Annotated in this window: 23 protein-coding genes and 1 tRNA gene; 7 read left to right on the top strand and 17 right to left on the bottom strand. The window is 44.4% G+C overall.

The window, feature by feature from the left end:
* The first annotated feature begins 20 nt into the window (after positions 1-20).
* Positions 21-1358 (top strand): adenylosuccinate lyase, encoded by a 1338-nt coding sequence (gene purB, locus METHO_RS09350; RefSeq protein ID WP_015325290.1) that lies wholly within the window; start codon positions 21-23, stop codon positions 1356-1358.
* Between the two features lie 36 nt (positions 1359-1394).
* Here purB and uvrA read toward each other — a convergent pair whose 3' ends face one another.
* The 3 genes from uvrA to METHO_RS09335 form a co-directional block, all read right to left on the bottom strand.
* Entirely contained in the window at positions 1395-4250 is a 2856-nt protein-coding gene (gene uvrA / locus METHO_RS09345) for an excinuclease ABC subunit UvrA (RefSeq protein WP_015325289.1), read from the bottom strand.
* Positions 4251-4355: 105 nt separating this feature from the next.
* Positions 4356-4508, bottom strand: a complete 153-nt coding sequence (locus METHO_RS13355; protein WP_015325288.1) for a DUF1328 domain-containing protein — start codon at positions 4506-4508, stop codon at positions 4356-4358.
* Positions 4509-4871: 363 nt separating this feature from the next.
* Positions 4872-7919 carry an FAD-binding and (Fe-S)-binding domain-containing protein gene (locus tag METHO_RS09335; protein ID WP_015325287.1) on the bottom strand — a complete coding sequence of 1016 codons (3048 nt, stop codon included), beginning with the start codon at positions 7917-7919 and terminating at the stop codon, positions 4872-4874.
* 180 nt (positions 7920-8099) lie between these two features.
* Here METHO_RS09335 and pyk point away from each other — a divergent pair, with 180 nt between their 5' ends.
* Complete coding sequence (gene pyk, locus METHO_RS09330) at positions 8100-9539, top strand: pyruvate kinase (protein WP_015325286.1); 1440 nt, start codon at positions 8100-8102, stop codon at positions 9537-9539.
* A gap of 2 nt (positions 9540-9541) precedes the next feature.
* On the opposite strand, the gene msrA is transcribed toward pyk, so the two are convergent.
* Positions 9542-10015 (bottom strand): peptide-methionine (S)-S-oxide reductase MsrA, encoded by a 474-nt coding sequence (gene msrA, locus METHO_RS09325; protein WP_015325285.1) that lies wholly within the window; start codon positions 10013-10015, stop codon positions 9542-9544.
* A gap of 166 nt (positions 10016-10181) precedes the next feature.
* Here msrA and METHO_RS09320 point away from each other — a divergent pair, with 166 nt between their 5' ends.
* Positions 10182-10628, top strand: coding sequence for a sensor histidine kinase (locus METHO_RS09320; RefSeq protein WP_245546275.1), 447 nt, complete (start codon positions 10182-10184; stop codon positions 10626-10628).
* Positions 10629-10635: 7 nt separating this feature from the next.
* Here the strand turns inward: METHO_RS09320 and METHO_RS09315 are convergent, their stop codons facing one another.
* From METHO_RS09315 to METHO_RS09300, 4 genes are read right to left on the bottom strand one after another with little or no spacing between them, the layout of a single operon-like run.
* Positions 10636-11616, bottom strand: a complete 981-nt coding sequence (locus METHO_RS09315) for a GltB/FmdC/FwdC-like GXGXG domain-containing protein (protein WP_245546274.1) — start codon at positions 11614-11616, stop codon at positions 10636-10638.
* Complete coding sequence (locus METHO_RS09310) at positions 11609-11977, bottom strand: ATP-binding protein (protein ID WP_015325283.1); 369 nt, start codon at positions 11975-11977, stop codon at positions 11609-11611. The genes METHO_RS09315 and METHO_RS09310 overlap by 8 nt, the downstream gene beginning before the upstream one ends.
* Positions 11978-11993: 16 nt before the next feature.
* Complete coding sequence (locus METHO_RS09305; protein ID WP_015325282.1) at positions 11994-12332, bottom strand: CGGC domain-containing protein; 339 nt, start codon at positions 12330-12332, stop codon at positions 11994-11996.
* Positions 12333-12340: 8 nt separating this feature from the next.
* Positions 12341-12673, bottom strand: a complete 333-nt coding sequence (locus tag METHO_RS09300) for a cupin domain-containing protein (RefSeq protein WP_015325281.1) — start codon at positions 12671-12673, stop codon at positions 12341-12343.
* Positions 12674-12798: 125 nt separating this feature from the next.
* Here METHO_RS09300 and METHO_RS09295 point away from each other — a divergent pair, with 125 nt between their 5' ends.
* Together METHO_RS09295 and METHO_RS09290 are read left to right on the top strand one after the other, a co-directional pair.
* Positions 12799-13155: a winged helix-turn-helix transcriptional regulator gene (locus METHO_RS09295; RefSeq protein ID WP_048831137.1), complete on the top strand. Its 357-nt coding sequence runs from the start codon at positions 12799-12801 to the stop codon at positions 13153-13155.
* Between the two features lie 253 nt (positions 13156-13408).
* Positions 13409-14728, top strand: a complete 1320-nt coding sequence (locus METHO_RS09290; protein WP_015325279.1) for a glycerate kinase type-2 family protein — start codon at positions 13409-13411, stop codon at positions 14726-14728.
* Between the two features lie 12 nt (positions 14729-14740).
* Here METHO_RS09290 and METHO_RS09285 read toward each other — a convergent pair whose 3' ends face one another.
* The gene (locus tag METHO_RS09285; protein ID WP_015325278.1) at positions 14741-15583 is read right to left on the bottom strand and encodes a TatD family hydrolase; all 843 of its coding nucleotides are present in this window, start codon (positions 15581-15583) and stop codon (positions 14741-14743) included.
* Positions 15584-15678: 95 nt separating this feature from the next.
* On the opposite strand from METHO_RS09285, the gene METHO_RS09280 reads away from it, so the two are divergent.
* Positions 15679-16707 (top strand): isocitrate/isopropylmalate dehydrogenase family protein, encoded by a 1029-nt coding sequence (locus METHO_RS09280; protein WP_015325277.1) that lies wholly within the window; start codon positions 15679-15681, stop codon positions 16705-16707.
* Positions 16708-16870: 163 nt separating this feature from the next.
* Here METHO_RS09280 and METHO_RS09275 read toward each other — a convergent pair whose 3' ends face one another.
* Positions 16871-18172 (bottom strand): homocitrate synthase/isopropylmalate synthase family protein, encoded by a 1302-nt coding sequence (locus METHO_RS09275; RefSeq protein WP_015325276.1) that lies wholly within the window; start codon positions 18170-18172, stop codon positions 16871-16873.
* A 232-nt stretch (positions 18173-18404) separates the two neighbouring features.
* On the opposite strand from METHO_RS09275, the gene METHO_RS09270 reads away from it, so the two are divergent.
* Positions 18405-18893, top strand: a complete 489-nt coding sequence (locus METHO_RS09270) for a regulator of amino acid metabolism, contains ACT domain (RefSeq protein WP_015325275.1) — start codon at positions 18405-18407, stop codon at positions 18891-18893.
* A 58-nt stretch (positions 18894-18951) separates the two neighbouring features.
* On the opposite strand, the gene METHO_RS09265 is transcribed toward METHO_RS09270, so the two are convergent.
* The 7 genes from METHO_RS09265 to tuf form a co-directional block, all read right to left on the bottom strand.
* Complete coding sequence (locus tag METHO_RS09265) at positions 18952-20145, bottom strand: NAD(P)/FAD-dependent oxidoreductase (protein WP_015325273.1); 1194 nt, start codon at positions 20143-20145, stop codon at positions 18952-18954.
* Positions 20146-20147: 2 nt separating this feature from the next.
* The gene (locus tag METHO_RS09260) at positions 20148-20861 is read right to left on the bottom strand and encodes an HAD family hydrolase (protein ID WP_245546273.1); all 714 of its coding nucleotides are present in this window, start codon (positions 20859-20861) and stop codon (positions 20148-20150) included.
* Positions 20862-20908: 47 nt separating this feature from the next.
* The gene (locus METHO_RS09255) at positions 20909-21865 is read right to left on the bottom strand and encodes an alpha/beta hydrolase (protein ID WP_015325271.1); all 957 of its coding nucleotides are present in this window, start codon (positions 21863-21865) and stop codon (positions 20909-20911) included.
* Between the two features lie 253 nt (positions 21866-22118).
* A tRNA-Arg gene (locus METHO_RS09250) sits at positions 22119-22190 on the bottom strand.
* Between the two features lie 65 nt (positions 22191-22255).
* Positions 22256-23524, bottom strand: coding sequence for a DEAD/DEAH box helicase (locus METHO_RS09245; RefSeq protein ID WP_015325270.1), 1269 nt, complete (start codon positions 23522-23524; stop codon positions 22256-22258).
* Between the two features lie 461 nt (positions 23525-23985).
* Complete coding sequence (gene rpsJ, locus METHO_RS09240) at positions 23986-24297, bottom strand: 30S ribosomal protein S10 (protein WP_015325269.1); 312 nt, start codon at positions 24295-24297, stop codon at positions 23986-23988.
* Between the two features lie 33 nt (positions 24298-24330).
* Positions 24331-25599, bottom strand: coding sequence for a translation elongation factor EF-1 subunit alpha (tuf, locus tag METHO_RS09235; RefSeq protein ID WP_015325268.1), 1269 nt, complete (start codon positions 25597-25599; stop codon positions 24331-24333).
* Positions 25600-25604: the final 5 nt, after the last annotated feature.

The raw sequence follows: 25604 nt of genomic DNA, 5'->3' as shown, positions 1-25604 counted from the left end.
AACTTCAGGAGATTCTATAAATGGCAATTCACCCAATTGAGTACCGTTATGGTACAGAAGAGATGAAGTTTGTCTGGAGCGAAGCTAACCGCCTTAACAAACTAATGATGGTTGAAGCTGCACTCGCCAAGGCTGAAGCGGATATCGGGCTTATCCCCCAGAAAGCTGCAGAGATCATCTCAAAAAGTACAGATCTTGTGGAACTGGACCGTGTGAAAGAGATAGAGGATGAGATACACCATGATATGATGGCTGTAGTGATCGGCATTTCTGAAAAATGCACTGAAGATGCCGGAAAATGGGTGCACTTTGGTGCCACTTCCAATGACATTCTTGATACAGCTACAGGTCTGCAGCTTAAGGAAGCTGTGCATATCCTGGAAGATAAAATGCACAGGCTAATGGATGTGTTACTTGCGCAGTCCGAAGATCACAAGCACACTGTATGTGCAGCAAGGACACACGGACAGATCGGTGTACCGACCACATATGGTCTGAGATTTGCGATCTGGGCTTCTGAAGTTGCACGTCATATCGAACGTCTGGAGCAACTCAAGCCCCGCCTGCTGGTAGGGCAGATGACAGGTGCGGTAGGCACACAGGCTGCTTTTGGAAAGGATGGAATAGAGATACAGAAACGTGTGATGTATTATCTGGATATAGGTTCTGTTGATGTGTCCAACCAGATCATACAGCGTGACAGGCATGCCGAATTTGTCATGTGGATGGCTAATACTGTGACCACCATTGATAAGGTAGGTGTGGAGATACGTTCTCTGCAGAGGACAGAGATTGCTGAGGTTGAGGAAAGCTTCAAGAAGAAGCAGGTAGGGTCTTCCACAATGCCTCACAAACGCAACCCCATTAAGTCCGAGCAGATATGTGGTCTTGCAAGGATAGTACGTGCCATGGTGGAGCCTGAACTTCTGAACAACACTCTGTGGGACGAACGTGATCTTACCAACTCTTCATGTGAAAGGATCGTGTTCCCTGAAGCATGTGTGCTCACGGACCATATTATCAAGCTGTGCATAGGTGTTATCGAGAATCTCAGGTTCTATCCGGAAAATATCCGCCGTAACCTTGACCTGCTAAGAGGCCTGAATATGGGAGAGGCTGTAATGATAGAGCTTGCAAAACGGGGTGTGGGCCGCCAGGAAGCTCACGAGATCGTACGCTCAAGTGCCATGGAGGCTCATGAGACCGGCAAGCACTTTAAGGAAGTATTGCTGTCAAAACCTGATGTTGCGAATTACCTCAATGAAGAGGATATTAACAACCTTGTAGATCCGGATAAATACATAGGAACTGCAGTTGAACAAGTTGAAGCTGTTGTTAAGAAGCTGAAGAGAAAGTGAAAGAGAAGAGATGAAATTCTTCTCTTTGACAAATCCTCAATTAATTTCTGGACCTTTAGCTAATTTCTTTTTGTTCAGAACACGTCTGAGAAATTCAGCCGTATAGGACACTTCATTTTGTGCGACTTCCTCGGGTGTGCCCTGGACTATCACTAGTCCGCCTTTTTCCCCGCCTTCGGGTCCAAGGTCGATGATCCAGTCTGCGGTCTTGATAACATCCAGGTTATGTTCGATGACTATAACCGTATTCCCGTTGTCCACCAGTTGCTGCAGGACTTCCAGCAGCTTCTTAATGTCATGGAAATGCAGTCCTGTTGTAGGCTCGTCCAGAATATACACAGTTTTACCTGTGGAGCGTCTGCTAAGTTCAGTAGCAAGCTTTACACGCTGCGCTTCGCCACCGGATAATGTTGTGGACGACTGCCCTACTTTTATATATCCCAAACCCACATCATATATGGTCTGAAGTTTGCGCTGGATACCCGGAACGTTCTCAAAGAACTCCAATGCCTCTTCTACTGTCATATCCAGCACATCTGCTATGTTACGGTCCTTATAGGTGACTTCCAGGGTCTCCCGGTTGTAGCGCTTACCATGACACACTTCGCAGGGTACGTATACGTCGGGCAGGAAATTCATCTCTATGGTGATGGTACCATCACCGGAACATGCTTCACATCTGCCTCCCCGTATGTTGAAACTGAACCTGCCTGCCTGGTATCCCCTTGCTTTTGCAAGTTTAGTCTGTGCGAACAGTTCCCTTATGGGTGTGAAAAGATTCGTATAGGTAGCAGGGTTGGATCGTGGGGTTCTGCCAATAGGGGATTGATCGATGGTTATTACCTTGTCGACCTGTTCCAGTCCGCTGATCGATCTGAATCTGCCTGATCTTTCCCTGGCCCTGTTGAGTTCCTTTGCCAGCACTTTGTTAAGAGTCTCATTTATAAGACTACTTTTTCCGGAACCTGATACGCCAGTGACACATACCATTACCCCAAGAGGGAATTCCACATCCAGGTCCTTAAGATTGTTCTCACTGGCACCGTAGAGAGTGATCTTACCTATAGGTTTCCGCCTTTTTTCCGGGACATTTATGCTAAGTTCTCCGCTCATGTATTTTCCCGTAAGAGAGTCCTTATTTTCCCTTATCTGCTGCGGAGTGCCTTCTGCAACTATATAGCCTCCGTGGATGCCGGCTCCAGGTCCCATATCCACTACATGGTCCGCGCTTTCTATAGTTTCTTCATCATGCTCTACCACCAGGACCGTGTTACCAATATCCCTCAGTTGTTTCAGTGTACTGATAAGCCTCAGGTTATCTCTCTGGTGCAGTCCTATGCTGGGCTCGTCCAGAATGTATAACACTCCCATCAGGCTGGACCCGATCTGTGTGGCTAGGCGAATACGCTGGAATTCGCCTCCTGATAATGTGGCTGATGACCTGCTCAGTGTGAGGTAGTTCAATCCCACATCCATTAGGAATCCCAGTCTTGACTTTATCTCCTTCAATACCTGGCGGGCAATTGTGTAGTCCCTCTCATTGAGCTTTGTTTCCACATTCTGGAATAAGTACAGAGTGTCCTCAACAGACATATCCGTTATATCGATTATACTTTTACCATCGATAGTTACCGCAAGGCTCGCAGGCTTCAGTCTTTTCCCATTACACACCAGGCATTGTTTGGTACTGATGTACTTTGTCATCTTTTCTTTAGTGTTTTCGGATTCGGTGTTCTCATATATCTTAGATATATTGGCAATAACTCCCTTGAACCTGCCAGTGTGCTGCCATACACCTCCGGTGCGGCCTACATGAAGATAGGGTATGTGCTCGTTCGTGCCGTACATTATCACATGCTTTACCTTTTCAGACAACTGTTCGTAAGGTGTATCCATGGAAAATCCTATATGCTTTGCTAAGGATTCCAGAGACTGCATATAATAGCCATCGGCAGTGCTCCAGTGTTCCACTGCGCCCTCACGCAGGCTCAGAGCTTTGTCTGGTACAATAAGATCAGGATCAAATTCTATAGATGTGCCTAGCCCATGACATTGCGGGCAGGCCCCCTGAGGGCTGTTGAATGAAAATGCTGCAGGTTCCAGGTCCTCAAAACCCGTTCCACATTCCGGGCACGACATTTTCTCGCTGAAGACCAGTTCTTCACCTTCGAGTACCTGCACTGTCACGTTTCCTCCGCTTTTTTCAAGTGATGTTTCCACATCTTCGGCAAGTCTTTCCCGGATACCTTCTTTTATAACAAGCCTGTCAACAACGATATCTATATTATGTTTGTTATATCTGCCAAGCTCAATATCCTTTGCTTCTTCAAGCGAGTGTATTTCCCCATCAATACGTACCCTTGAATAACCATCTGCCAGCAGATCAGCCAGAAGCTTCTTGTATTCTCCTTTTCTCTCTCTTACCAAAGGGGCCATTATATGGACCTTTGAGCCTTCTTTGATGTGCATTATACTGTCCACGATCTGGTCCACGCTCTGGGGTTCTATTATTCTTCCACAATCGGGGCAGTGGCGAATGCCTATCCGAGCGTACAGAAGCCTCAGGTAATCATATATCTCGGTAACAGTACCCACCGTGGACCTGGGGTTCTTGCTTGTGGTCTTCTGCTCGATAGAGATGGCCGGAGATAAACCTTCTATATATTCGACATCGGGTTTTTCCATGAGCCCCAGGAATTGGCGGGCGTAGGCTGACAATGATTCGACATACCTGCGCTGCCCCTCGGCATAGATAGTATCAAAAGCCAGAGAAGATTTACCTGAACCACTAAGCCCCGTAATAACTATGAGCTTGTCCCTTGGCAGTATCAGGTCTATGTTCTTCAGATTATGCTCTTTAGCTCCTCGAATGATTATATTGTTCAAAGACATGGTCTGATTTGTCTCTTTATGATGTGTTTAATCTCAAAAAAATATGTGGAGCAAAGAAATTTTGCACATATGCTCCTCTTTATGGTATCTCTTCTATGGTATCTGTCACAGTAAGAAAGTCACTATTGCCAGTATTACAAAGATGATCACAAGCCACTTTGCCACCTGCATCGACATTCCTGCAACCCCACGTGCTCCTAATACATATGCAACAACAGCAAGTATCAGGAATAGAACAGCTAAACCTATTAGGTCCATATTCTTCACTCCTTATAAAATCTAATTATTCAAATATTAGGTTGAGGCTATTTATAAGTTAGCGTTTAATTGCTTAACTTTGAGCTGAATGTTAACCGATTACATAAAATGTAACTCTTCCAGATGTTTAGGTATTTGTATATATAGATGGAGTAAGATTTATTGTATATGTGTCTACGTGTATGTTCATATATACATGTATGTGTAAATATGTATATATATGTATATATTTATATGCTATATAACATTATAAATATGTGGGAGAGTAGATCTACAAAACAGAGAACAAGCTTTTTAATTAAAGCCTGTTCAAGTTCATTCTACATATCCCATTTTTAAATTCAATTTGCAAAATTACATTTCTCAGTGCGTCTTGATGTACTCTATCATCTTTGGTGTCAGCAGCGGTGCAATCTGCGGAAGCATGTTCGGCATCAGGTTTGCCATTGCAGCAGGCATGAGGTCAGGCATCTGCTCCAGCATGTAATCCGGCATTGGCACCCTTTTTTCCACTGCCTTCAGCATTTTTGGCATGACCTTCGGCATAAGGGATGGCATGAGCAAAGGCATCATCATCGGCATCATGGGCTTCATGAGCGCATCCATGCCTGGTACATATTTGACTGTCTTCATCATTGCCTGCATGTATGAAGGCATCGCTTCTATCATATCAGGCAGCAGTTCGACCATCATCTCGGTCATGTTCTCAGGCAACATGAGGTCTATCATCTTGTCGAATGTTGCCCAGGCAGTAAGGGCAGCATTCGTGGTATCAGGAATATCATATCCCAGGCTGCGGGCTGCAAGTGCACCGAGGTCCTGGATCTCCAGGTTCACATTGTTATCCCTTGCAGCTATTCTGAACTGCACCATGCAGCATGGGCAGAGAGCTGCCATGATGTCTGCATCCTGGGCAATAGCCTCCTGCAGACGCACGTTTCCTATCTTACTGGCCACTTTAGGTTCATCTATAAGTGTTACCACAGAACCACAGCAGAGTGCTTTCTCTCTGTTATGCTCCATTTCCCTGAACTGCACACCGGGTATAGCCTTGAGCAGTTCACGGGGTGGTTCATACACACCCGAGCCAGCCCTGCCTATGTGACATGAATCGTGCCACGCGACAACCTTGTTCAGCGGGACCTTGAACTTCGGCTTTAGCACATCCAGCTTGTCCACCAGCACTTCTGAATAATGTTTTGCTTCAATGTCATATCGCATACCCAGCTTCTCAGCCCACTGAGGGTAGAGGGTTTTCCACATCAGCAGACAGGCAGGACACGAAGTGACAACGGTCTTCACTCCCTTTTTCTGCATGTTCGCTGTGTTCATCTTCATGATCTTCTCGAAGACGTCCCATTTCCCCGCCACGAGCATAGGTATGCCGCAGCATGCTTCCTTGTCTCCCAGGTATGTGAACTCTATACCCGCTTCGTCAAGAAGGCGTACAGCACCCATAGCTACATCTTTTTCCACAAAGGATGCCGTACATCCTGCAAAATAGGCTACCTCTGCCTTATCCTTTATCTTGGCACGGATATCGTTGGGCAGCCAGCCATCCCTATCTTTTCTGTAATTGGCCCAGATATTCCTTTCCTTTTCAAGGCTCTGTGCCATGATCTCAAATGGCGGGATGGTCATCATCTTCTTCTTCTGGACAAAGTTCTCCCTGAGTGTCATCCAGGAACGCTCTATAGGCAGGTCAAGCTGGCAATTATGGTCACACATCTCACAAGTGGTACAGGCCAGGAAGGTATCCACCTGCTCCTGATCCAGCTCCACCCTGCCTGCGATATATTCTTTCAGGAAGAACCACTTTCCTCTAGGGGACTGAGATTCCCAGCCCCTTCCGTAATACTGGTCACACTCTGGCACACAATAACCACACTGGGCACAGGTGTAGGCATGTGATAACACCTCGCCAGGTATGCCTTTCTGGTCAGTGAACTCATGTGTACCGACTCCTGACCGGTTGCCTACGAAACGGGCCAGGGGCTCAAAGCTCTTTGCCATGGAAAGCCCTGTTTTCATCAGGGATTTTCCGGTTAGTGTTTCAGGGTTCATTATGTCCTTTGGATCAACCTGCTTTTTAAGTTCCTGGATCTTGGTCAGTTTATCTCCAAAAACTTTGTCAGCATTTTTTGCAAAGTACAGCCCAGATGTGTAGATGCGTCCTCCGTTTGCTTCTGCGATCTTCACTATACTGATAGCGAGTGGAAATGCCATGTTGAACTTAAAGGAAAGTTCTGAGTGCGGCATGAAACACAGCAGTACAGCCTCGTCCCCCTTGGCAACCATACCTTCCACAAGCACTGTAATACCTATCTTTTTATTGATTTCGTCAAAAACCTTTCCAATGCTGGACACAGGCACTATCACTTCTGCGGGAATGAACGACGGACCCAGTCTTTTGACCTTCATGGACCTGAACCATTCTTCTGTCTCATGCTTAGCTATCTCATCAGGCAATATTTCTCCACCTGCCTCCATAATTATATCTTTGAGAGCATTAACGTCCCTGGATCCAGGATAGGCGAAGTTACAGATGTAGGCATTAGGCAGTTCTGGCCTGTGTTCTTCCACCGGTTCTCCGTAATGTGTTTTTGGAGGTGCCCTGTTCTTCATCTGTGCCCATTCTGGGTTGATGAACGATACCGACCACAGAGGTACATTACGCTCTCTGATAAGTGTGATAGCTTTCTGCATGCTAGCTGCATCCGGGAACTTTGCAGATATAGCTGCTGTCTTCTCAAATTCTCTTACTTTTAGAGTGACCTGTGTGATGATGCCTATGGTACCCATGGTGCCCACGATCTTCTGCAGCTCGTCGCCTTGGAAGTCTTTTATTTCCCCATTGGGAAGCACTACCCTGGCGCTTTCCATGGTATCCTGTGACCAGCCATACTCATAGCTGCCGTATCCCAGGCCGTTCTGCGCAAGCCATCCTCCCACTGTGGCCGACATTGCGCTGGAAGGTACAGCTTGTGCTGCAAGTCCCTGCTTATTCAGCTTGGATTCCAGTTTTTCCCATACTATGCCTGCACCCACTGTTACCTTCATGTTCTCTTTATCGATGCTTATGATCTTGCGCATGGGAGTGACATCTGCAATGATGCCTCCATTAGTGGGTATTACACCGCCGTAGCCTGAGGATGCACCTGCACGCGGCACAATAGCTATTTCATATTTGAGGGCAAATTCCATGAGTTTTACAGCCTGTTCCTCGTCCCTGATCTTGACTATGGCCGCAGGTTGTGTATTTCCCAGGAATGTCTTTACCACAGGCGGCAAAGATCCAACATCATGTGTGTAAAAGTGCCTCTCTTTTCTTTTGAAATTGACCCCTTCCCCAAAAATGGAGGCAAGCTCTTTTTTCTGTAATTCGTTCAGTTCGTATACTGCTTTTACCATATTTTTACCCCGTGTGATGTGATGAATATCTACAGTACTGATATTACATGGCAGCAGTATTTAAATGAATTCAAGTACTGTTAAAAATATACGCTGAACAGAAGTACCGCATTAGAAACAGTATGCGGTAATGATAAAAAGCATCAATGACAATGGTTAACAAATAATTGGTGTGTATCCATGATGCTTGCTGATCATAAGACTAAGATAGTATGTACTATAGGACCATCTTCTTCTTCGGAAGAAGTTCTCAGAGCTCTCATACTTAGAGGTATGAATGTAGCTCGCCTGAATTTTTCACATGGTGAGCTTTGCCATCACAGGGAAATCATTCACAGGATACGGAAAATTACCAGTGAAATGGATAAAATAGTTGCCATCCTTGTGGACCTGCCAGGTCCTAAGATAAGGGTTGGGAAACTTGCAAAGGAACCCCTTCTTCTCCAGCAGGGGGAAACAGTTGTGCTCACGACATCGAAAGAAGCTTATGACGAATCTTTCATACCGATTGACTATCCAAAACTCACGGAAAGCATTTCCCCGGGTAGCCTGATCTATATAAATGATGGTTTCCTGCAACTGGAATGTTTTGAAGTATCCGGAAATAATGTGAAATGTAAAGTTATTGTGGGCGGAGAGCTGACATCCCATAAAGGTGTTAATCTCCCGGGTTCTAACGTATTCCTGGAACCTGTAACTGAAAAAGATCTGCAAATGATCGATTTTGCCCTGGATGAAGGGCTTGACTGTTTCAGTATATCGTTCATAGAATCTGCGGACGATATAAGAAAGGTGAGGGAATATGCTGCCTCCAAAGACAAGCAGGTTTTTCTGGTAGCAAAGATTGAAAGGGAGAAGGCTGTCGAGAACATCAATGGTATTCTCCTTGAAGCAGATGCAATTATGATTGCCAGAGGTGATTTGGGTGTAGAGATCCCTATAGAGGATGTTCCTGTAGTTCAGAAGAAGATCATTCACAAGGCAAACCTTCTCAGCATCCCAGTGATAACTGCTACGCAGATGCTGGAATCCATGACCTCTAACATACGTCCGACCCGCGCTGAGGCAACGGATGTTGCCAATGCTATTATAGACGGAACAGATGCTGTGATGTTGTCAGCTGAGACTGCCGTAGGCAAATATCCTTTGAACACTGTGGAAATAATGACCAAGATAGCGAGGCAGACAGAAAAGTGGCGCAGCACATCCAAAACGGGTATCTATCTCATGAAGAAGGCCATGAGCAAAATGCAGTTACAGATCGATGATATCATCGCCCTGCAGATAAACGAGGCTTTACAACAATTACCTATTAAATATGTACTTATTCCCACTGCATCGGGGGAAACCTGCAGACGCATCTCCCGTTTCAGGCCAGATACATGGATAATAGGTTTCAGCAGGTATCCTAATACTTGCAACAGACTGGCCTTCCAGTACGGGGTTCATCCCATATTCGTAGAAGGGAAGGTAACTGATTGGGAAGATACGGCTTTTGAAAAGCTCAAGCAATATGGTATTTATGCTCCCGGGAAACTGGTGATCATGACTCAGGGACAAACTGTCGGTCATGGGAAAAAGGGAGGTACGAACCTGCTTAAATTTATCCAGCTGGAATGATCCTAGTGGATCATACATCCCCCTATGCCTCCCTTCTCAAAGTATTGCTGATGATATTCCTCTGCCCTGTAGAATGTTGATGCAGGCACAATTTCAGTGGCTATAGGCATTTTGAACTTGCCTGTTTTTTGTGCTGCTTCCTTTGATCCAATGGCTATGGATCTTTGTTCTTCGTTGTGGTAAAAGATAGCTGATCTGTATTGGGTGCCAACATCCGGTCCCTGACGGTTTAGTGTGGTTGGATCGTGGATCTTCCAGAACACTTCAAGTAACTGTGCATAACTTACTACTTCAGGATCAAAAAGAATGTCAACTGCTTCAGCGTGGCCGGTCTTTCCGGTACATACGTCTTTATATGTCGGATCTTGAACATGGCCACCAGTGTAGCCGACAGCCGTTGCTGTTACTCCGTTTACCTTTCTGAAGTTTGCCTCTACTCCCCAAAAACAACCTGCTGCAAAAGTAGCTTTTTCCATAGTTTATAACCTCCTGCTCCATAGGTTATTCTTTTTCTGTTTCTCTTTGTTCTTAATAGTTATTTATGTTTTTGTTACTATCATTTGACCGGCAGCAATTTCATTTCAACGAAAGTATATATCTCAGTTGTATATATTATTCCCTCCTCATTCCAGAGGGCAAATATTGAAAAAAAGAAGTATACTTCGGATGGTATTCGTTTTTTTGATATTTTCACTGGCTTTTCTGCATTTAGTTGCAGGAAACGAGATATGTGATCAGATGCAAGGTTACGACCCGATTTTAACTATGTCTTCTTTAGGACCTGCTGAAGCACCTGCTCACATCTCTCTTTTGCGGACCATGCACCTATATTGGTTGTGGATAGTTCACCTTTTTGTTATAGTAGTTCTTTTGGCATTTTATAGCACATATGTGCATAACTACAATAACTTGCTCAAGGAAGCCATCTTCGAACTTTTCGGGAGGGTAGAGAAAGGTGCAATAAAAGGATCAGGTCTGGGTCTTGCAATAGCCAAAAAAATAGTGGAACTTCATGGCGGGCAGGTGGATGTAACTGAAAATCCCAAAAGTAAAGGAAGTGTTTTCTGGGCAACCTTCCCTAAAGCATGATACGTGGTCAGATCTTCCTCATAACTATGGATCCGTCTCTCATATGCACTTTTACAAACTTTTCTTTTTCTTTTTCAGCTTCGTATTTGTTGTAGAGCATGGATTCAACACGGCCGGTTTCCATGATCTTGCGGATAAATTCTATGTCATCTTTTTCAAGCTTTGCCTTGGCTGCCGGAGGACTTGTACTGGCTTTTTTCTTTGAATATACGGCTCCTCTTGTCATGCCTGCACCCACATAACCCTTTGCATTTATAAAGGCCAGTCTACCATCTTTCATATAGGCACCTGAGAATTCGCCAACACTGCCATGAACAACAACGGTCCCGCCATCAAGATGCGAACCTGTGTTCATTCCTGCATCTCCTTTGACAATTACAGTCCCCTTTTGCATCAGCACGCCAGTACCGTTATAGACATTTCCTTCTACGATGATGGTTCCCTCCCAGTTACATCTTGCCCCTATGGTTCCTCTCAGGATGCCATCATTCAATATCAGGGTATTTTCAGTCAGTGAATTTTTCTTTAGTGTATCCTGGCCAGGACCATTAGAGAGTATATCGGTTATGGAACGGAATTTCCTGTAGCCTGTGACATCGGAAGTTACTTCCAATATGTTTCCCCAGGGTTCTGCGATGTCGCCTCTAACATAGAGGCTGCCGGATACCATCCCCATTCCGGCTTCAGGCTCTACATCGCCTTCAATGAATATGTTTCCTGCCGTTTCTATCTTTCCCGTGCCCCCAAGATGTTTTAGATCAGTACCCATACTGTAAGCGAGCCTTTTACCTACATTTCCATCTATATACAAGTCTTTACCTGCTTTCAGTGCAGCCACAAGATCCCTATATGTGATGGATGTCCCTTCCTGGAACGGTATCACATCCTCGGGCTGCAGTTTGCTGTCGTTCCAGCAGAAATTGAATGTATAATCACAAAGGCTGTCTACGGGTTTAAGGATCTTCATCTTAAGCATGTTATCATCCATGGATCAATGATGGCAGGCAGCGTGTACATACCCAGATACTTTCCATCTGATAACGCATGGGTATGAGGTATCTTTCATTCTCTCCTTTTTCGCATTTAAAACATTTTATGGATATATCCGTACTGCGAGGTTGTGATTCTGCTTTTTCTCTGTTGAATTCAATGGTCTGCCTTTGTTCCACAGAGATAGCTCCTTGTGGGCATACGCCTATACAAAAGCCCATGCCATCACAGAGTTCCTCTGCTACCACTCTTGCTTTGCCGTTTATAAGCTGTATTGCACCTTCCGCACAGGGTGATATACATTTTCCACAGCCGTTACATTTCTCTTCATCTATTTTCACTATAGTCCTTATTACCATGGATACTCATTGCTCCTTAATGATGCGTACCTTCCACCAGTTCCATGCCTGCATTCCTTACTGTCCGTTTTATTTCCTCTATATGAGGACACTTTGGATAGTTATCCATCTGCATACATGAGCTGAGGTGCACTACATCGACTTTAAACTTTCCAAGGGACTTTAAAAGACGATGTATTCTGCGTCCGGAACATCCTCCGCAGGTGAAGAAAGCCACCATTTCAGTGTTACTTCCGTATTCCTTGAAATATTCCTTTCTATTATTAAATGCCATGAAACAACCGACACCAGGACAAGCTTCTGAAACGATGTCACATCTTATTACTGCGATTCTTTTGGACTGATCATCTGTCATGCTGTACCTCAAGAGCGCAACATAACCAACAGCATTTTGAACTTTTTTAAAGCCATCAGGCTGTGTGGCTGGTTTGCGGGCATTATGATCATTTCCCCTGCTTTGATCATGTGTTCTTTTTCCTGTATGTTTACCTGGGCTTCTCCTTCCAGCAGGAATACAAGTGCGTCAAAGGGGGCAGTATGCTCACTCAATCCCTGTCCTTCGTCGAAAGCAAAAACAGTTACAGTACCATTTTTTGTTTGTGAGAGAGTGCGGCTGACGACTGCTTCTTCCTGGTAGTTTACCAGCCCGGATGTTGTAAGTACTTCCCCCGAAGGGGTTTTGTTTAGAAACTGCATGATGTATCACTCTTTGAAATAAGTAGGTAGGTTGATCGGCTTTTCCCATTCTGTTTAGTATCTTTATGATATTTAGTATAAATAGGATATTGGTTTATATACTTTATAGTTTCTATATGGATACTATGAAGGATTGTACCGTTTATAAAACAGTGGATATCATTGGCAAAAAATGGTCTCTCTACATCTTATTTGAACTTCATAAAGGTGAAAAAGGTGAAAAAGGTTTCAACGAACTTAAGCGCAAGTTGAAGGACATCACCCCAAAGACCCTTTCTGCCAGGTTAAAAGAACTGGAAGAAGAGGGGTTGATACAAAAGGTCATCGATGATTCCGTACTTCCGGTTCGCTGTGAGTATTCTCTTACCACCAGCGGAGAAGATTTTATATCAATAATAAGGGATATTAAGGCATGGGGTCTGAAATGGAAGTTCAGCAATGAGGTATGTGAAAGCTCTGTGTGCAGGCTTTGTGATCTTTAGGTATCTTATATCCGGTTTATTCCTGCTCTTTGAAAACTATATAGCTGGATAAATTGAGAAGATTTAAGTAGATGGAGCAAGTGTTGTTCTGCCACAGTTTCCTGTAGTAGTGATATTATGGCTTATAGCTTGCAGTTGTTCATGTTAATACATATTTATTGTGCATAAGTGCAGGTTTAAGGTCGGACTAGAGGAAATCATATAAAAAGCTGGTAGATAATGAACAAGTATACAATTTCTTGAGTGAATAGTTATGCGCAATGGTCTAAAAAAAGATGCAGCTGAAATCCTTAAAAGTGCTATAGAGGCTGTGGAGCCTTCTGTTGCTGTCAAAAGGGCATTGGCAAGAGATAAGAACACATTACGGGTGGGGACCCGTTCATATGATCTGGACAACTTCCAAAACATATATGTAATAGCTTTTGGAAAAGCCTCAGTGCCCATGTCAAAAGCTCTTGAAGAAATTCTTCATGATCTACCTCTTAAAGGTATGTTGATCACTAAATACGGGCTTGGGAGTAAACTCGAACGTATCGAGGTATATGAGGCAGCACATCCTCTTCCGGATGAGAACAGCCTCAAAGCAGGGCAGATGGTAAAGGAAATCTTATCCAGGACTGAAAAAGATGATCTCGTTATTTTCCTCATCTCTGGTGGCGGTTCTTCTCTTTTAGCCCTTCCGCGCAAGGATGTATCTTTCAAGGAGTTTGTTAAGCTCCATGAAACTATGCTTACCTCTGGGGCAACGATAAAAGAGATCAATACTGTAAGAAAACACCTGTCCATGGTAAAGGGCGGAGGCCTTGCAAGAATGGCTTTTCCTGCACAATCTATCAGCCTCGTGCTTTCAGATGTAGTGGGCGATCCTCTTGATGTAGTTGCTTCTGGCCCTACAGTGCCCGATTCATCGACATTCGAAGATTTCAATGATATTGTAGAAAGATACCACATCACACTTCTTCCTTCCATCAGCCGTTTACTCGAGGACGGACTGAACGGATTAATTGAAGAAACCCTCAAAGCAGGGGATCCTGTGTTCGACCTATGTTATATCAAGTTGGTAGGTACCAATTGTATCGCTCTGGAGGCTGCTGCAAAGAAGGCTTCCGAGATGGGGTATAATACGCTGCTTTTGAGCTCTTATATCTCAGGTGAGTCCAAAGAGATAGCAAAAGTGTTTGCTGCCTTAGCAAGGAGTGAGCTGTTGCATGCAAGACCGATGCCAAGACCTGCCTGTATTGTAGCAGGAGGGGAAACCACTGTAACCTTAAAGAATGGGGGTAAGGGAGGCAGATGTCAGGAAATGGCCTTATCCTTCGCAATAGAGACGGAAGATCACGAAGGTGTGTTGTTCCTTGCAGCCGGTACGGATGGTATCGATGGTCCCACTGATGCAGCCGGTGCATTTGCTGATGGAAACAGTGTGGAAAAAGCATCAATGCAAGGTATGGATGCGAGAACTATGTTGGCTTCACATGACTCATACACTTTCTTTGACGGTATTGATGACCTGCATAAGATCGGTGAGACGGGCACAAATGTGATGGATATCTACATTCTGCTTGCAGAGTGACTGTAACAATTATCAAAGCTCGATATCTACATCATATACAAGCTCGGGGTTTTGCTTGTGGATCTTCCAGAAGGGCTCCTCTCCGTACTCTTCGGCAAGTTTTAATGTCCTTTTAGGTATGGTCCTAGGCCCAAGCACAGCCCCAGGCCTTTGCGGGTCGTCTATGTAATCCGTTTCCATCATGAACCTGGTGCCCTGTGCCAATGCCTCTTCTATGGCTCCCTTGCCTGCCAGTACTCCCGGAAATATGCCAAGCTGTTCACAGACATTCACCAGGGGGGGAGCATAATGCTTAACCACTTTGTGAAGGCTGATTCCAGTTTTCCTGGCCCGGGCGGCAATGTCCTCCAGTTCAGGCTCTCCGACGCTTTCCGTATGCAGCTGCACGGCACAATCCAGGTCTTTTGCCAGGGTGAAAGCGTGTTCCATTATTTCATTGGAAGCATTCCATACTTCCGGTATGACTGGATAGTGTGGCCTCCCGCTTTTCAAGCCCACCGCAAACCCTTTTTCTACATATCCGGCAGCTATGTCCAGTCCTCCTTTCATCGTTTTCATTGCAGTTTGCAGGTCCATGTACTCGAGAAGATGTGTGATCTCGGCAGGATGCACTCCAAGCACTGGGAAAGACTTTACACCGGTTTCATTTATCTTCCTGGATATTTCTATGGTCTCTTCAAAAACAGCTATCTGGTCTTCAGGCTTGGTGACTTTGACACCTAGTGTCCATGATGGCTTCATCACAAGGAATATATGTGTTCCTCCTGCCTGCTGGAACTCCTTGACAGCTTCAAGCCCTTTACCTCTGGGATCTATATGCATGTGTTCGTCTGTTATGGGGAAATTGCCAATCATACTGGAATATATATGTTACAGGAGGATTAAAGTTTCGTGTTTTATGGCGAAGGCTTAAAAGTGACTTATGCCTTTAGAATGGTCGGTGATTAATAGTGAGCAAGACTGCAGCAGTAATTAAAGGAGATGGTGTAGGTCCCGAACTTGTGGATGCGATGTTCAAGGTAATGGAAGCTGCCGGAACTGATGTGGAGTTCATAACCTGTGATGCCGGTGCCACATGGTGGGAGCAGCATGGTGGAAATTCTCTTGTCCCTGATGAGACCTGGGATATACTTGACGATTCTAATGCATGTTACAAGGGTCCTACAACAACCCCTGGTATAGTGGGAGCCCCTAGAAGCGTGGCTGTTTCTATCAGGCAGAAATATGATCTTTATGCCAACGTGCGCCCCATCAAGACCTTCCCGAACACCAGCAGACCTCTTGGTGATGTTGATTTTGTGTGTGTCCGTGAAGGTACGGAAGGGCTGTATGTGGGCGAGGAGATACGTCTCACCGATGATGTGGCCATAGCCATTAGGAAGATCACTCGCACAGCAAGCGGCAAGGTTGCAAGATATGCTTTTGAGGAGGCCAAAAGAAGAAATTATGATACCGTTGTGGCTATCCACAAGAGTAATATTCTCAGGCGCACATGTGGCCTGTTCCTGGAAGAAGTCAACAAGACAGCTCAGAAATATCCGGGTATTGAAGTGTGGGAATACCACATCGACAATATCGCACAGCAGCTGATTAAGAACCCGCAGATATTCAACAACAAAGTATTACTTTCCACGAACCTGTTCATGGATGTGCTCAGTGAGGAATGTTCTGCTCTTGTGGGAAGCATCGGCCTGATATATTCTGCCAATATAGGCGATAATTTCGCCATGTTCGAGCCAGCTCACGGTTCTGCACCCAAATATGCTGGATTGGATAAAGTGAATCCTGTAGCAACAGTGCTTGCAGGTGCCTGGATGCTCGGATATCTGGGTGAATCCGCACAGTCAGACGCTATATTCAGGGCTACTGAGCGTGTCATATCTGAAGGTAAGTATGTTACCTATGACCTGGGAGGCAATGCAAAGCTTAGTGAAATGACAAATACGATCGCAAAATATACTGCAGAGGAGCTGAAGTAACAGCTTCGCTTTTTTATACAATCTCATTTAACCCATTTTAGTTAAGATTTCAAAAAAGAATATTAGTGGTGGACATAACTGCTTTTTACAGTTAGCACCACTTGTTTTTTACAATTCAGTCCACTTCGCCATACATGCGTGGTTTAATTTCTTGTTGTTTGCTTCAGATTGTGTTATCCGGACTTTCGTCATCCTCTCTGCGATGCAGCTCCTGGTCCACTATGGGGTTGAACATAAAGTATTTTTTGACATAGGCGCGGATCTCCTCATCGGAAATGCAGGAAACTCTCTCATCTTCATTGAAGAGTCTCTGAATGTCTGCCTGTATATTCCTTAGACGCTTATCGTTCTTATCTACCTCTATGTGAACATCCATCATTTCTTTTAGTGTTTCCTGTACTTTGAACTTAAGCACCTCAATTCCCGAAGAATCCCCTATGAGGAAGTTCCTTTGGCCCCCAACTATCTCGGGCGGATATGGTTCATATGTGAAGGGATTCTTGATGACGCCTGCCGTATGGATGCCCGACTCGTGAGCAAATACATTCTGTCCCACCACGGATTTATTCCTGGGTATCCGTATGCCGATCTCCTTCTCCATAAATTTAGCAAATTCCACAAGACAGCTCAGGTCATATTTCTCAAAACCCTTGATGCGCCTTTTGAGGAATACCAAAAGTTTCTCCATTTCTGCATTACCTGCTCTCTCGCCAATGCCCAGATACGTCACATTAGACCAGTTGGCACCGTGCCAGTAGCCTGCCAGAGAGTTTGCAACTGCAAGCCCGAAGTCATCATGGCAGTGAGTTTCTATGTTCTTTGCACCGAGTTCATTTTTCAGGTATTTGACAATAGTGGGTATTCCGTAGGGTTCATCCACATTCATAAAAGGGATGCCATATCCTATGGTGTCACAGATCCGGATAGTGCAGTCTGGATCGATTTCAAGTATCTTTTCTACCAGGGGGAAAACGAAATCATAATTATCGGCACGGGTCATATCTTCTATATGAGCGCGTGTCCGCAATCCGTGGTCTACTGCATATTGTAAAGCATTGAGATACTTTTCCTGAGCTGCTTCCCTGGTAGGAAGTTTCATCTTATCGTAGATATGGGGGTCCGACACGGACATGAGTATGCCTGTTTCTTCTATTCCGTCAACATTAAGGACCATGTCGATATCCGCAGGATTTGCACGGGCCCATCCTGTTATTTCCGGGAATTCATACCCTTTGTCCTGCATAAGCTTGATAGCCTTTCTATCCCTTTCATTATAGACAAAGGTTTCCAGTTTTTCAATGCCGATCATATGCAGATATTCGTATATCTGCACTTTGTGCTTGCTTCTCATAACAATGCCCGGCATCTGGGCTCCGTCCCTCAAAGTACTGTCACTGATCGACACCTCCTTCCCATAGGGAAGTTCTATCTTAGGCAGGTCATCATAGTCCCGGTATGTCTTCATATATTTCCTCCAACAGCGTCAACATAACTCTATTCTGGCAAAATAAAAAGTTCACAGCCTGCTTTTAAAGGCATAATCCTAAATGATCCTATAGATCACCAGATCATCCTGGCAGGTGTGTACAAAATACTGCTATTCTACATGTGTGTTCAGATTAAAAGGTTTTCTTTGTTTATCTACCTTAAGGATTTATAATTTAAAAGCCAATCTATAGACCATGTGGAGCTCCATAATGCAAAAATTCGAAAAACACCCAGCACAGCAGAAAGTCATAAGGCTTCTTTTTGAGAGGGGTTTTCAGGTCAATCAAGATGGAAAGGTTACATCCGGTAAGATAGAGATCCCCCATACCCAGCTTGCCCGGGAGGTAGGGGTGGACAGGCGTGTGGTGGACTCTACTACAGAGGCTATACTTGAAGATCCTCTTTTGAAAAATATATTTGAGAAAGTTCATTCAATGCCACTTCTACGGGATGTAGCTCCTTCTCTTGGTCTTGGGGTAATAATCATAATTCCAGATGATGCAGCACATTCGGGCATAATCGCAGATGTCGCAGGTGTGATCTCAGATCATGGGATCAGTATAAGGCAGGCTGTTTCTGATGATCCTTATTTTACGAGTGAGCCACGCCTTACAATCATCACTGACAGTAAGATCTCTGGAGAAGTAGTAGAAAAGCTGCTCAATCTAAAAAGCGTAAAAGGAGTAAACGTATCATGATTTTTATATTATTCATACTCATGTTATTTGTTGTTATATTATTAAATGTCCTGCGACCTTACAACACAGCCTTTGCAAAGGCTGTGAACAGCTTCAGCATGTGAGCTGACCTTCTTGGGTCAAGCATTTTTCTGATGAGTACTGAAGGGTGATCCATATCCCCGTATTCTGTGATCGTATCCAGGATCAATGGCGTGTTCATGGCACCCAGCAGTTCATCAAGCTCGTTATCGCTGAGTCCCTTTATGAAATCATGGATCCTCATTCCCATACTGAGTTCTTTGCCTATGGAAGCTTTCCATTTTTTCTCGTATTGCTGTAAACTACCCGCAGATGCATCGTCACCCAGGGATACTGCTACCTTTGCAGCAATTTTTGCACATACGGCACCTGTGTATATGCCACCTCCAGAAGTGGGTTTAACCTGGCCTGCAGCATCACCAGCGATCATTATTCCATCAGCATAGGTCCTGCGTAAGGGTCCAATAGGTATACCCCCGAATACCATATCTGTTTGCCCGCCTCCGTATCTCGACCTAATGTGAGGATTATGTTGAAGCAGCCACTGCAGGTATTCATAAGTTTCAGGACCATCGATGGTATCAGTTGCCAGTCCTATTCTGGAAATATGTTCATCCACAGGTACGGTCCAGGCAAAAAGACCAGGCGCTCTGGAACCAACGAAAAGTTCCACAAAATCAGGATCATCAGAACGGTATGGAGCTTCTATCTGTATGCCGGGCATGATCCTCTGTACATTGCCAAGACCCGCCATCTTTGCCATATTACTGCGTACCCCATCTGCAGCTATGATGACCTTTGCCTGGATATTTTCTTGTTTTCCTCTTTCAAGCACGCTGAGGGTTTGCACATCGTTGCTGCGCTGCATTCCTACTGCACGTGTCCTGAGCATTACGTCAACTCCGGTATCTATCGCCATCCTGAAAAGTTTTCTGTCAAACATTTTTCGTGAAACTACGTACGCTTTGGTCCTGCCTCCATCTATGGGTAATGGGATTTCAGAAGGCGGATGGACACAAGCTCCTCTGACGGAATTAAGGACAAACTCTTCCGAAGGCTCTGCATCACATTCTTTTACTGCACGTGTGCTGAGCAGGCCGGTACATCCCACGGGAGAACCTATAACTGCGTTCTCTTCGATGAGCAACACCTTTGCTCCTTCCTGGGCTGCATAGCGCGCTGCAGTTGAACCAACTGGCCCACCTCCCACAACAATGACATCGTACTGCATAGTTATGCCCTTTTTCCAGGTCCAAATAGGTTCAGAACTTCGCTTATATCGTTCAATATAAAGTCAGGAGATATAGCTTCAGATCTTTTGTTCATGTCGCCGTTCCGGTCTCCGTAAGCTGCATAGGCAGTGAGCATTCCTAAAGCCTTTGAAGGTGCGATATCCCTGTGCAGGCTGTCACCAACAAACAGAGTTTCATATGGTTGCAGGCCGAGTGCATTCAAGGCAAAAAGAAAGGTCTGATGTGAAGGTTTGCTTGAACCTGTAATGTCTGCGCAGAAGAGGGCATCCAGCCATTGGGTAAATCCTGTTTTCTCCAGCCTCTTTTTTGCATTATTGCTATATGCATCGGTAAGGATCGCAATTTTAAGCCCCATCTCCTTAAGTTCCCTTATAGTATGAACAGCGTTAGGATATGGGTCTACAGCTTTTAATTTCTCAGTTTCATATATCTGGCAACATTCATCATACACAGATCGTGAAAATACACCTTTATCTGCAATGTAATCCAGGATATTGTTCCAGTCTTCAAAGCCATGGCCCGGTCTTCTGAAGTACTGGAAAAGTTCCAGGGCATCTCCACATCCAATGTGTTGCACTATTTCCTGGCAGGCTCGTATCTTTGCTTCCACAAAATCAAAAAGTGTATTGTCCATATCGAACATAATACAGGTTAGTTTCTCGGTACTGGGTACAGCCTGTGTTTCAAGCTTCATGAGTTTCCCCTTTTTCTTTTCAGGTTGCATATAATAGTTTATTTTTATTAACCAAGGATTATTGAGAATTCCTTTTCTAAATCTTCTTTTGAAGACATATCGTATCCGTGACTGCTGCCATTGATCGTATACATTGATTTTGGTTCTCTGGCCAGTTCAAAGGTATCTTGGGCCATACTGTAGGGAACTACAGTATCATCGGATGCATGAAACATAATCACTTTGCGGGGGGATATTGTTGCTATGTAGCTATCAGGATCTATGGACCTGTAAAAAGTGAACGTGTTTTCATCGACATTGTTTTTATCAATTGAGCCTGTTCCATACCCGGATGTGCTGATACCTACAACTCCTTTAATTTTAGGATCAAGGGCTGCTGCAATTATGGCAAACCTCCCACCATTACTTATTCCGAGCATAGCTATCTTTTCAGGATCCACTTCCTTCTGATCTCTTAATACTTCTGCAGCCATGAGTGCATCATACACCATGCGGTATTCTGAGCTTTCTTTTCCTTCATTGAACAGTGCGAGGTCTTTTACAGGGTCCACAACTCCTATGTTGCGCTGGTCTATAGTGATCGTGGCATATCCCATATCTGCAAGGTCGGATGCAAGTCTCTGCTGTCCTTCCTTAGTTACTCCTGCCCCCGGGAGCACTACTATGCCAGGGACTTTATCACCGTATGAAGGAAAACGCATAAGTCCCCCGATGATTTCATCCTCGCTTTTAAATGTCAAATATTTTAGTACATCACCATCTTCTGATGTGTTAACATCAGTGATTGAATAATCTGTTCTCTCCGGAAGGTCATAGGACAATATGCCTTCGTCGGAGACAGACCAATCTTCAGAATTCTGAATGTTGTATAATATCCCTACGATCCCTGTGAGGATCAGGACAATACCTATTCCAATTGCAATGCTGCGCAATTGGATGTCCTTCACAACAGCTTTTTTGTTTCTGCCTTTTATTTTATTTTTTTTCCTCAAGTAATCTTTCATTTGGATATCCCATTTATCAACTATTTTGAATATTTATATTTCTTACTGATGCAGGTAAAAGTAAATGCTTTCTTAAAAGTTATGTATGTGCACGCAACACACACACGCATGTATATATATATGTATATATATAGTTTAATAACAGGGCTATGGCCACTGCTCGCTTGGTTTCCGTCTTATAAGGTCGGTGTAGTCAATCAAGTTTTCACTATTTTTTGAGGACGTTAAAAATAATAAAAACAATTTATTTTAGCGGACCTGCCGGGACTCGAACCCGGGTTCTAAGCTCCGGAGGCTTAAGTGATATCCGCTACACTACAGGTCCAAAGAGTGAATACCGGTAAGGTATTCATCACTGATAAATGTGCTGTTGATGTTATTTTCAGATGGTTAGCTTCCTCTTGCAGGACGCGGTTTCCTTGATACTGGGTGTTGTCTGTTCTGTTTTTGTGGTCTGGTTTTCTGTCCGGATCCACGCTGTGTTCTTGGAGCTGGTTTGGCTGCGTCTCCAGTAGCGTTCCTTGCTGTTTCCGAATGATAGTGATGTTCTGCAACCTCTATTTCCTGCCGTGTGAGTTTTTCGATGCTGCGCAGATAATCACGTTCGTCTGCTGCACAGAATGAGTATGCTGTACCATCCGATCCTGCTCTTGCCGTGCGTCCGATGCGATGTACATAATTCTCTGGTTCGTTAGGAAGATCGTAGTTTATGACATGAGATATATCCTCAATATCGATTCCCCGCGCAGCAATATCTGTTGCCACCAGTACTCTTACATTCCCTGACTTGAAATCGTCCATGGCTTTAGTACGCTGGTTTTGTGATTTATTACCATGGATGGCATCGGCTTCGATTTTATTCTTGTTAAGCATCAAAGCCACTTTATTTGCACGATGTTTTGTGCGGGTAAAAACTAAAACAGATCTTAAATGATTGTGCTGCAGGAGGCCAAGCAACAGGTTGTCTTTGTTCTCCTGGTCCACGAAAAAGACGAATTGGTCTATTTTTTCTACTGTTGTTGCCTGAGGGGATACTTCCACATGTACCGGGCTTGTTAGAAGTTTTCTGGCAAGTTCTGCAATCTGTGGAGACATTGTAGCAGAGAAGAAAAGAGATTGTCTTTTTACAGGAAGTAAGGGTACTATTCTGTACACATCTTTTATGAAACCCATATCCAACATCCTGTCAGCTTCATCAAGCACAAAGAACTCCACTTCGTTCAATTTTACGTGTCCCTGGTCCAGGAGATCAAGCAGTCTTCCTGGAGTAGCGATAAGAACATCAACACCGTGTGCTAAAGCCTTCACCTGGGGTCCTTGTCCTACACCACCGAATACAACTGTGTACCGGAACCTTATGAACTGCCCATAAGTGGAAAAGCTGTCTCCTATCTGTGCAGCAAGCTCTCTCGTAGGTGCAAGTACAAGTACTCGTGGCGCTCGGGATTTGGAAGGTTTGTTTGTCTCTGACAGTTTTTGAAGTATAGGTAATACAAATGCAGCAGTCTTGCCTGTACCTGTCTGGGCAATACCTATCAGATCCCTGTTTTCCAATAAATGTGGAATTGCTTGTGCCTGTATGGGTGTAGGAGTGATATATCCTTCGCTTTCAAGCGCTCTTTGAAGCGTTTTTTTAATCTTTAGGTTTTCAAATGACATTTTTTCCTCTTTCTCACACAGGTATTTGCAGGATATTGGATCCAGATCAGAATGAATTTAATAAAGGCATGACAAGACAAAAAGTTCGTAAAGAGATTTACTCATATTTACAGAAGTCATATCTTTTCGGAATGAAAGTATCCTGTTTTTATTATAATAGATATCTATTTTTTCCTGTGCTTGCATAATTTGATGATTTATCTCTCTAATTCTAGCAAATGATTGCTTTCAACTACTTTTTATTATTTTAATCTATTTGCAATCCAGTTTTTCAGGATTTTTTCTGCTTCGAATAATAGAGTTTTTTAAAATTAAATCTAATCCCGATTACATATTAACTACTTTGTTATCTGGCTGATTAAAAATGTTATTTCTTTCTGCAGATTCTCTGTAAATAGGTTCCTGCTGAAATAAAAGAAAGAAAAAAGAGGGTTACAGATATGATCTGTAACTTTTTGTTTTCAGTTTTGGAGTACTATCTCTATGTTAATGTCCTTCGGAACCTGAATACGCATGAGTTGCCTCAATGCCCTTTCATCGGCTGCGATATCTATCAACCTTTTATGTACTCTCATTTCCCAGTGATCCCATGATGCGGTTCCTTCTCCGCTTGGGCTCTTCCTCGTAGGGACTACCAGTTTCTTGGTTGGTAGTGGTACTGGTCCGGAAATGCTGACTCCGGTCCTTTCAGCGATCGCTTTTACCTGATCGCAAACTCCATCCAGATTTACCGGACTAATCCCTGATAATCTAATTCTTGCCTTCTGTGCCATATTATTCTCCTCTAAGATCAAAGGAGAGTGTCCTTATTTCTGTTTGACACTCATGCACATGCCGGCAGCAATGGTCATTCCCATATCACGAATGGCGAACCTTCCAAGCTGTGGAATTGATTTTACAGGCTCGATACACATTGGCTTTGTTGGCTTAACAGTTACAATTGCCGCATCTCCAGCCTTAATGAAGGTGGGGTTCTCTTCCTTGACCTGTCCGGATTTGGGGTCAAGCTTCTTGTCTATTGACATAAGAGTACATGCGGTCTGTGTGGTGTGGCAGTGGAATACAGGTGTATATCCTACTGTGATCGCAGATGGATGCTGGAGTACCACGATCTGTGCGGTAAACTCATCGGCCACGCTTGGTGGGTTAGCACTGTGTCCACATACATCTCCTCTGCGCACGTCCGCCTTTCCTACACCTCTTACGCTCCAGCCGATGTTGTCGCCCGGGGTTGCCTGTTCAATTTCCTCATGGTGCATTTCGATGGACTTTACTTCTCCACCTGCTCCAGTTGGCATGAATACTACTTTGTCACCTTTCTTCATTATGCCGGTCTCTACTCTGCCTACTGGCACAGTTCCGATACCGGAGATGGTGTATGCATCCTGTACAGGGATCCTTAGTGGAAGTTTATCCGGCTTTTCTGGCAGCTTGAGGGCATTAAGGGCTTCAAGAATTCCTGGTCCTTTGTACCATGGTGTATTTGGACTTGGAGATGTCTTAATATTGTCTCCTTCAAAAGCAGAGGTTGGAATGAATGGGATCTCAGATGCCTTGAAACCGACCATGCCGAGTAACTGTGAAACCTGTTCCTTTACTTCATTGTATCTTTCCTCGCTGTACTTTGCTGCGTCCATTTTGTTGACGGCAATGATCAGCTGGTTGATACCAAGGGTTCTGGACAGAAATATGTGTTCCCTTGTCTGTGCCATGACTCCGTCCGGTGCGGCGACTACAAGGATTGCTGCATCTGCCTGGGAGGCACCTGTGATCATGTTCTTTACGAAGTCACGGTGGCCTGGACAGTCCACGACTGTGAAATAATATTTGTCAGTGTCGAACCTTCTGTGGGCGATATCGATGGTGATACCTCTTTCTCTCTCTTCCTTCAGAGAGTCCATAACCCATGCAAAGGCGAATGATTCCTTTCCTTTTTCTCTTGCTTCCTGCTTGTATTTCTCGATCATGTGTGCAGGCACTGCCCCGGTTTCGAACATCAATCTTCCGACAAGTGTAGATTTGCCGTGATCAATGTGACCGATGACTGCTAAGTTCATGTGTGGTTTCTCAGCCATTTAAA

This window comes from Methanomethylovorans hollandica DSM 15978 (assembly GCF_000328665.1).
In the GTDB taxonomy this organism is placed as follows: domain Archaea; phylum Halobacteriota; class Methanosarcinia; order Methanosarcinales; family Methanosarcinaceae; genus Methanomethylovorans; species Methanomethylovorans hollandica.
Note: the sequence above shows the minus strand (reverse complement) of the source record. Positions and strands in the feature narration are given on the sequence as shown.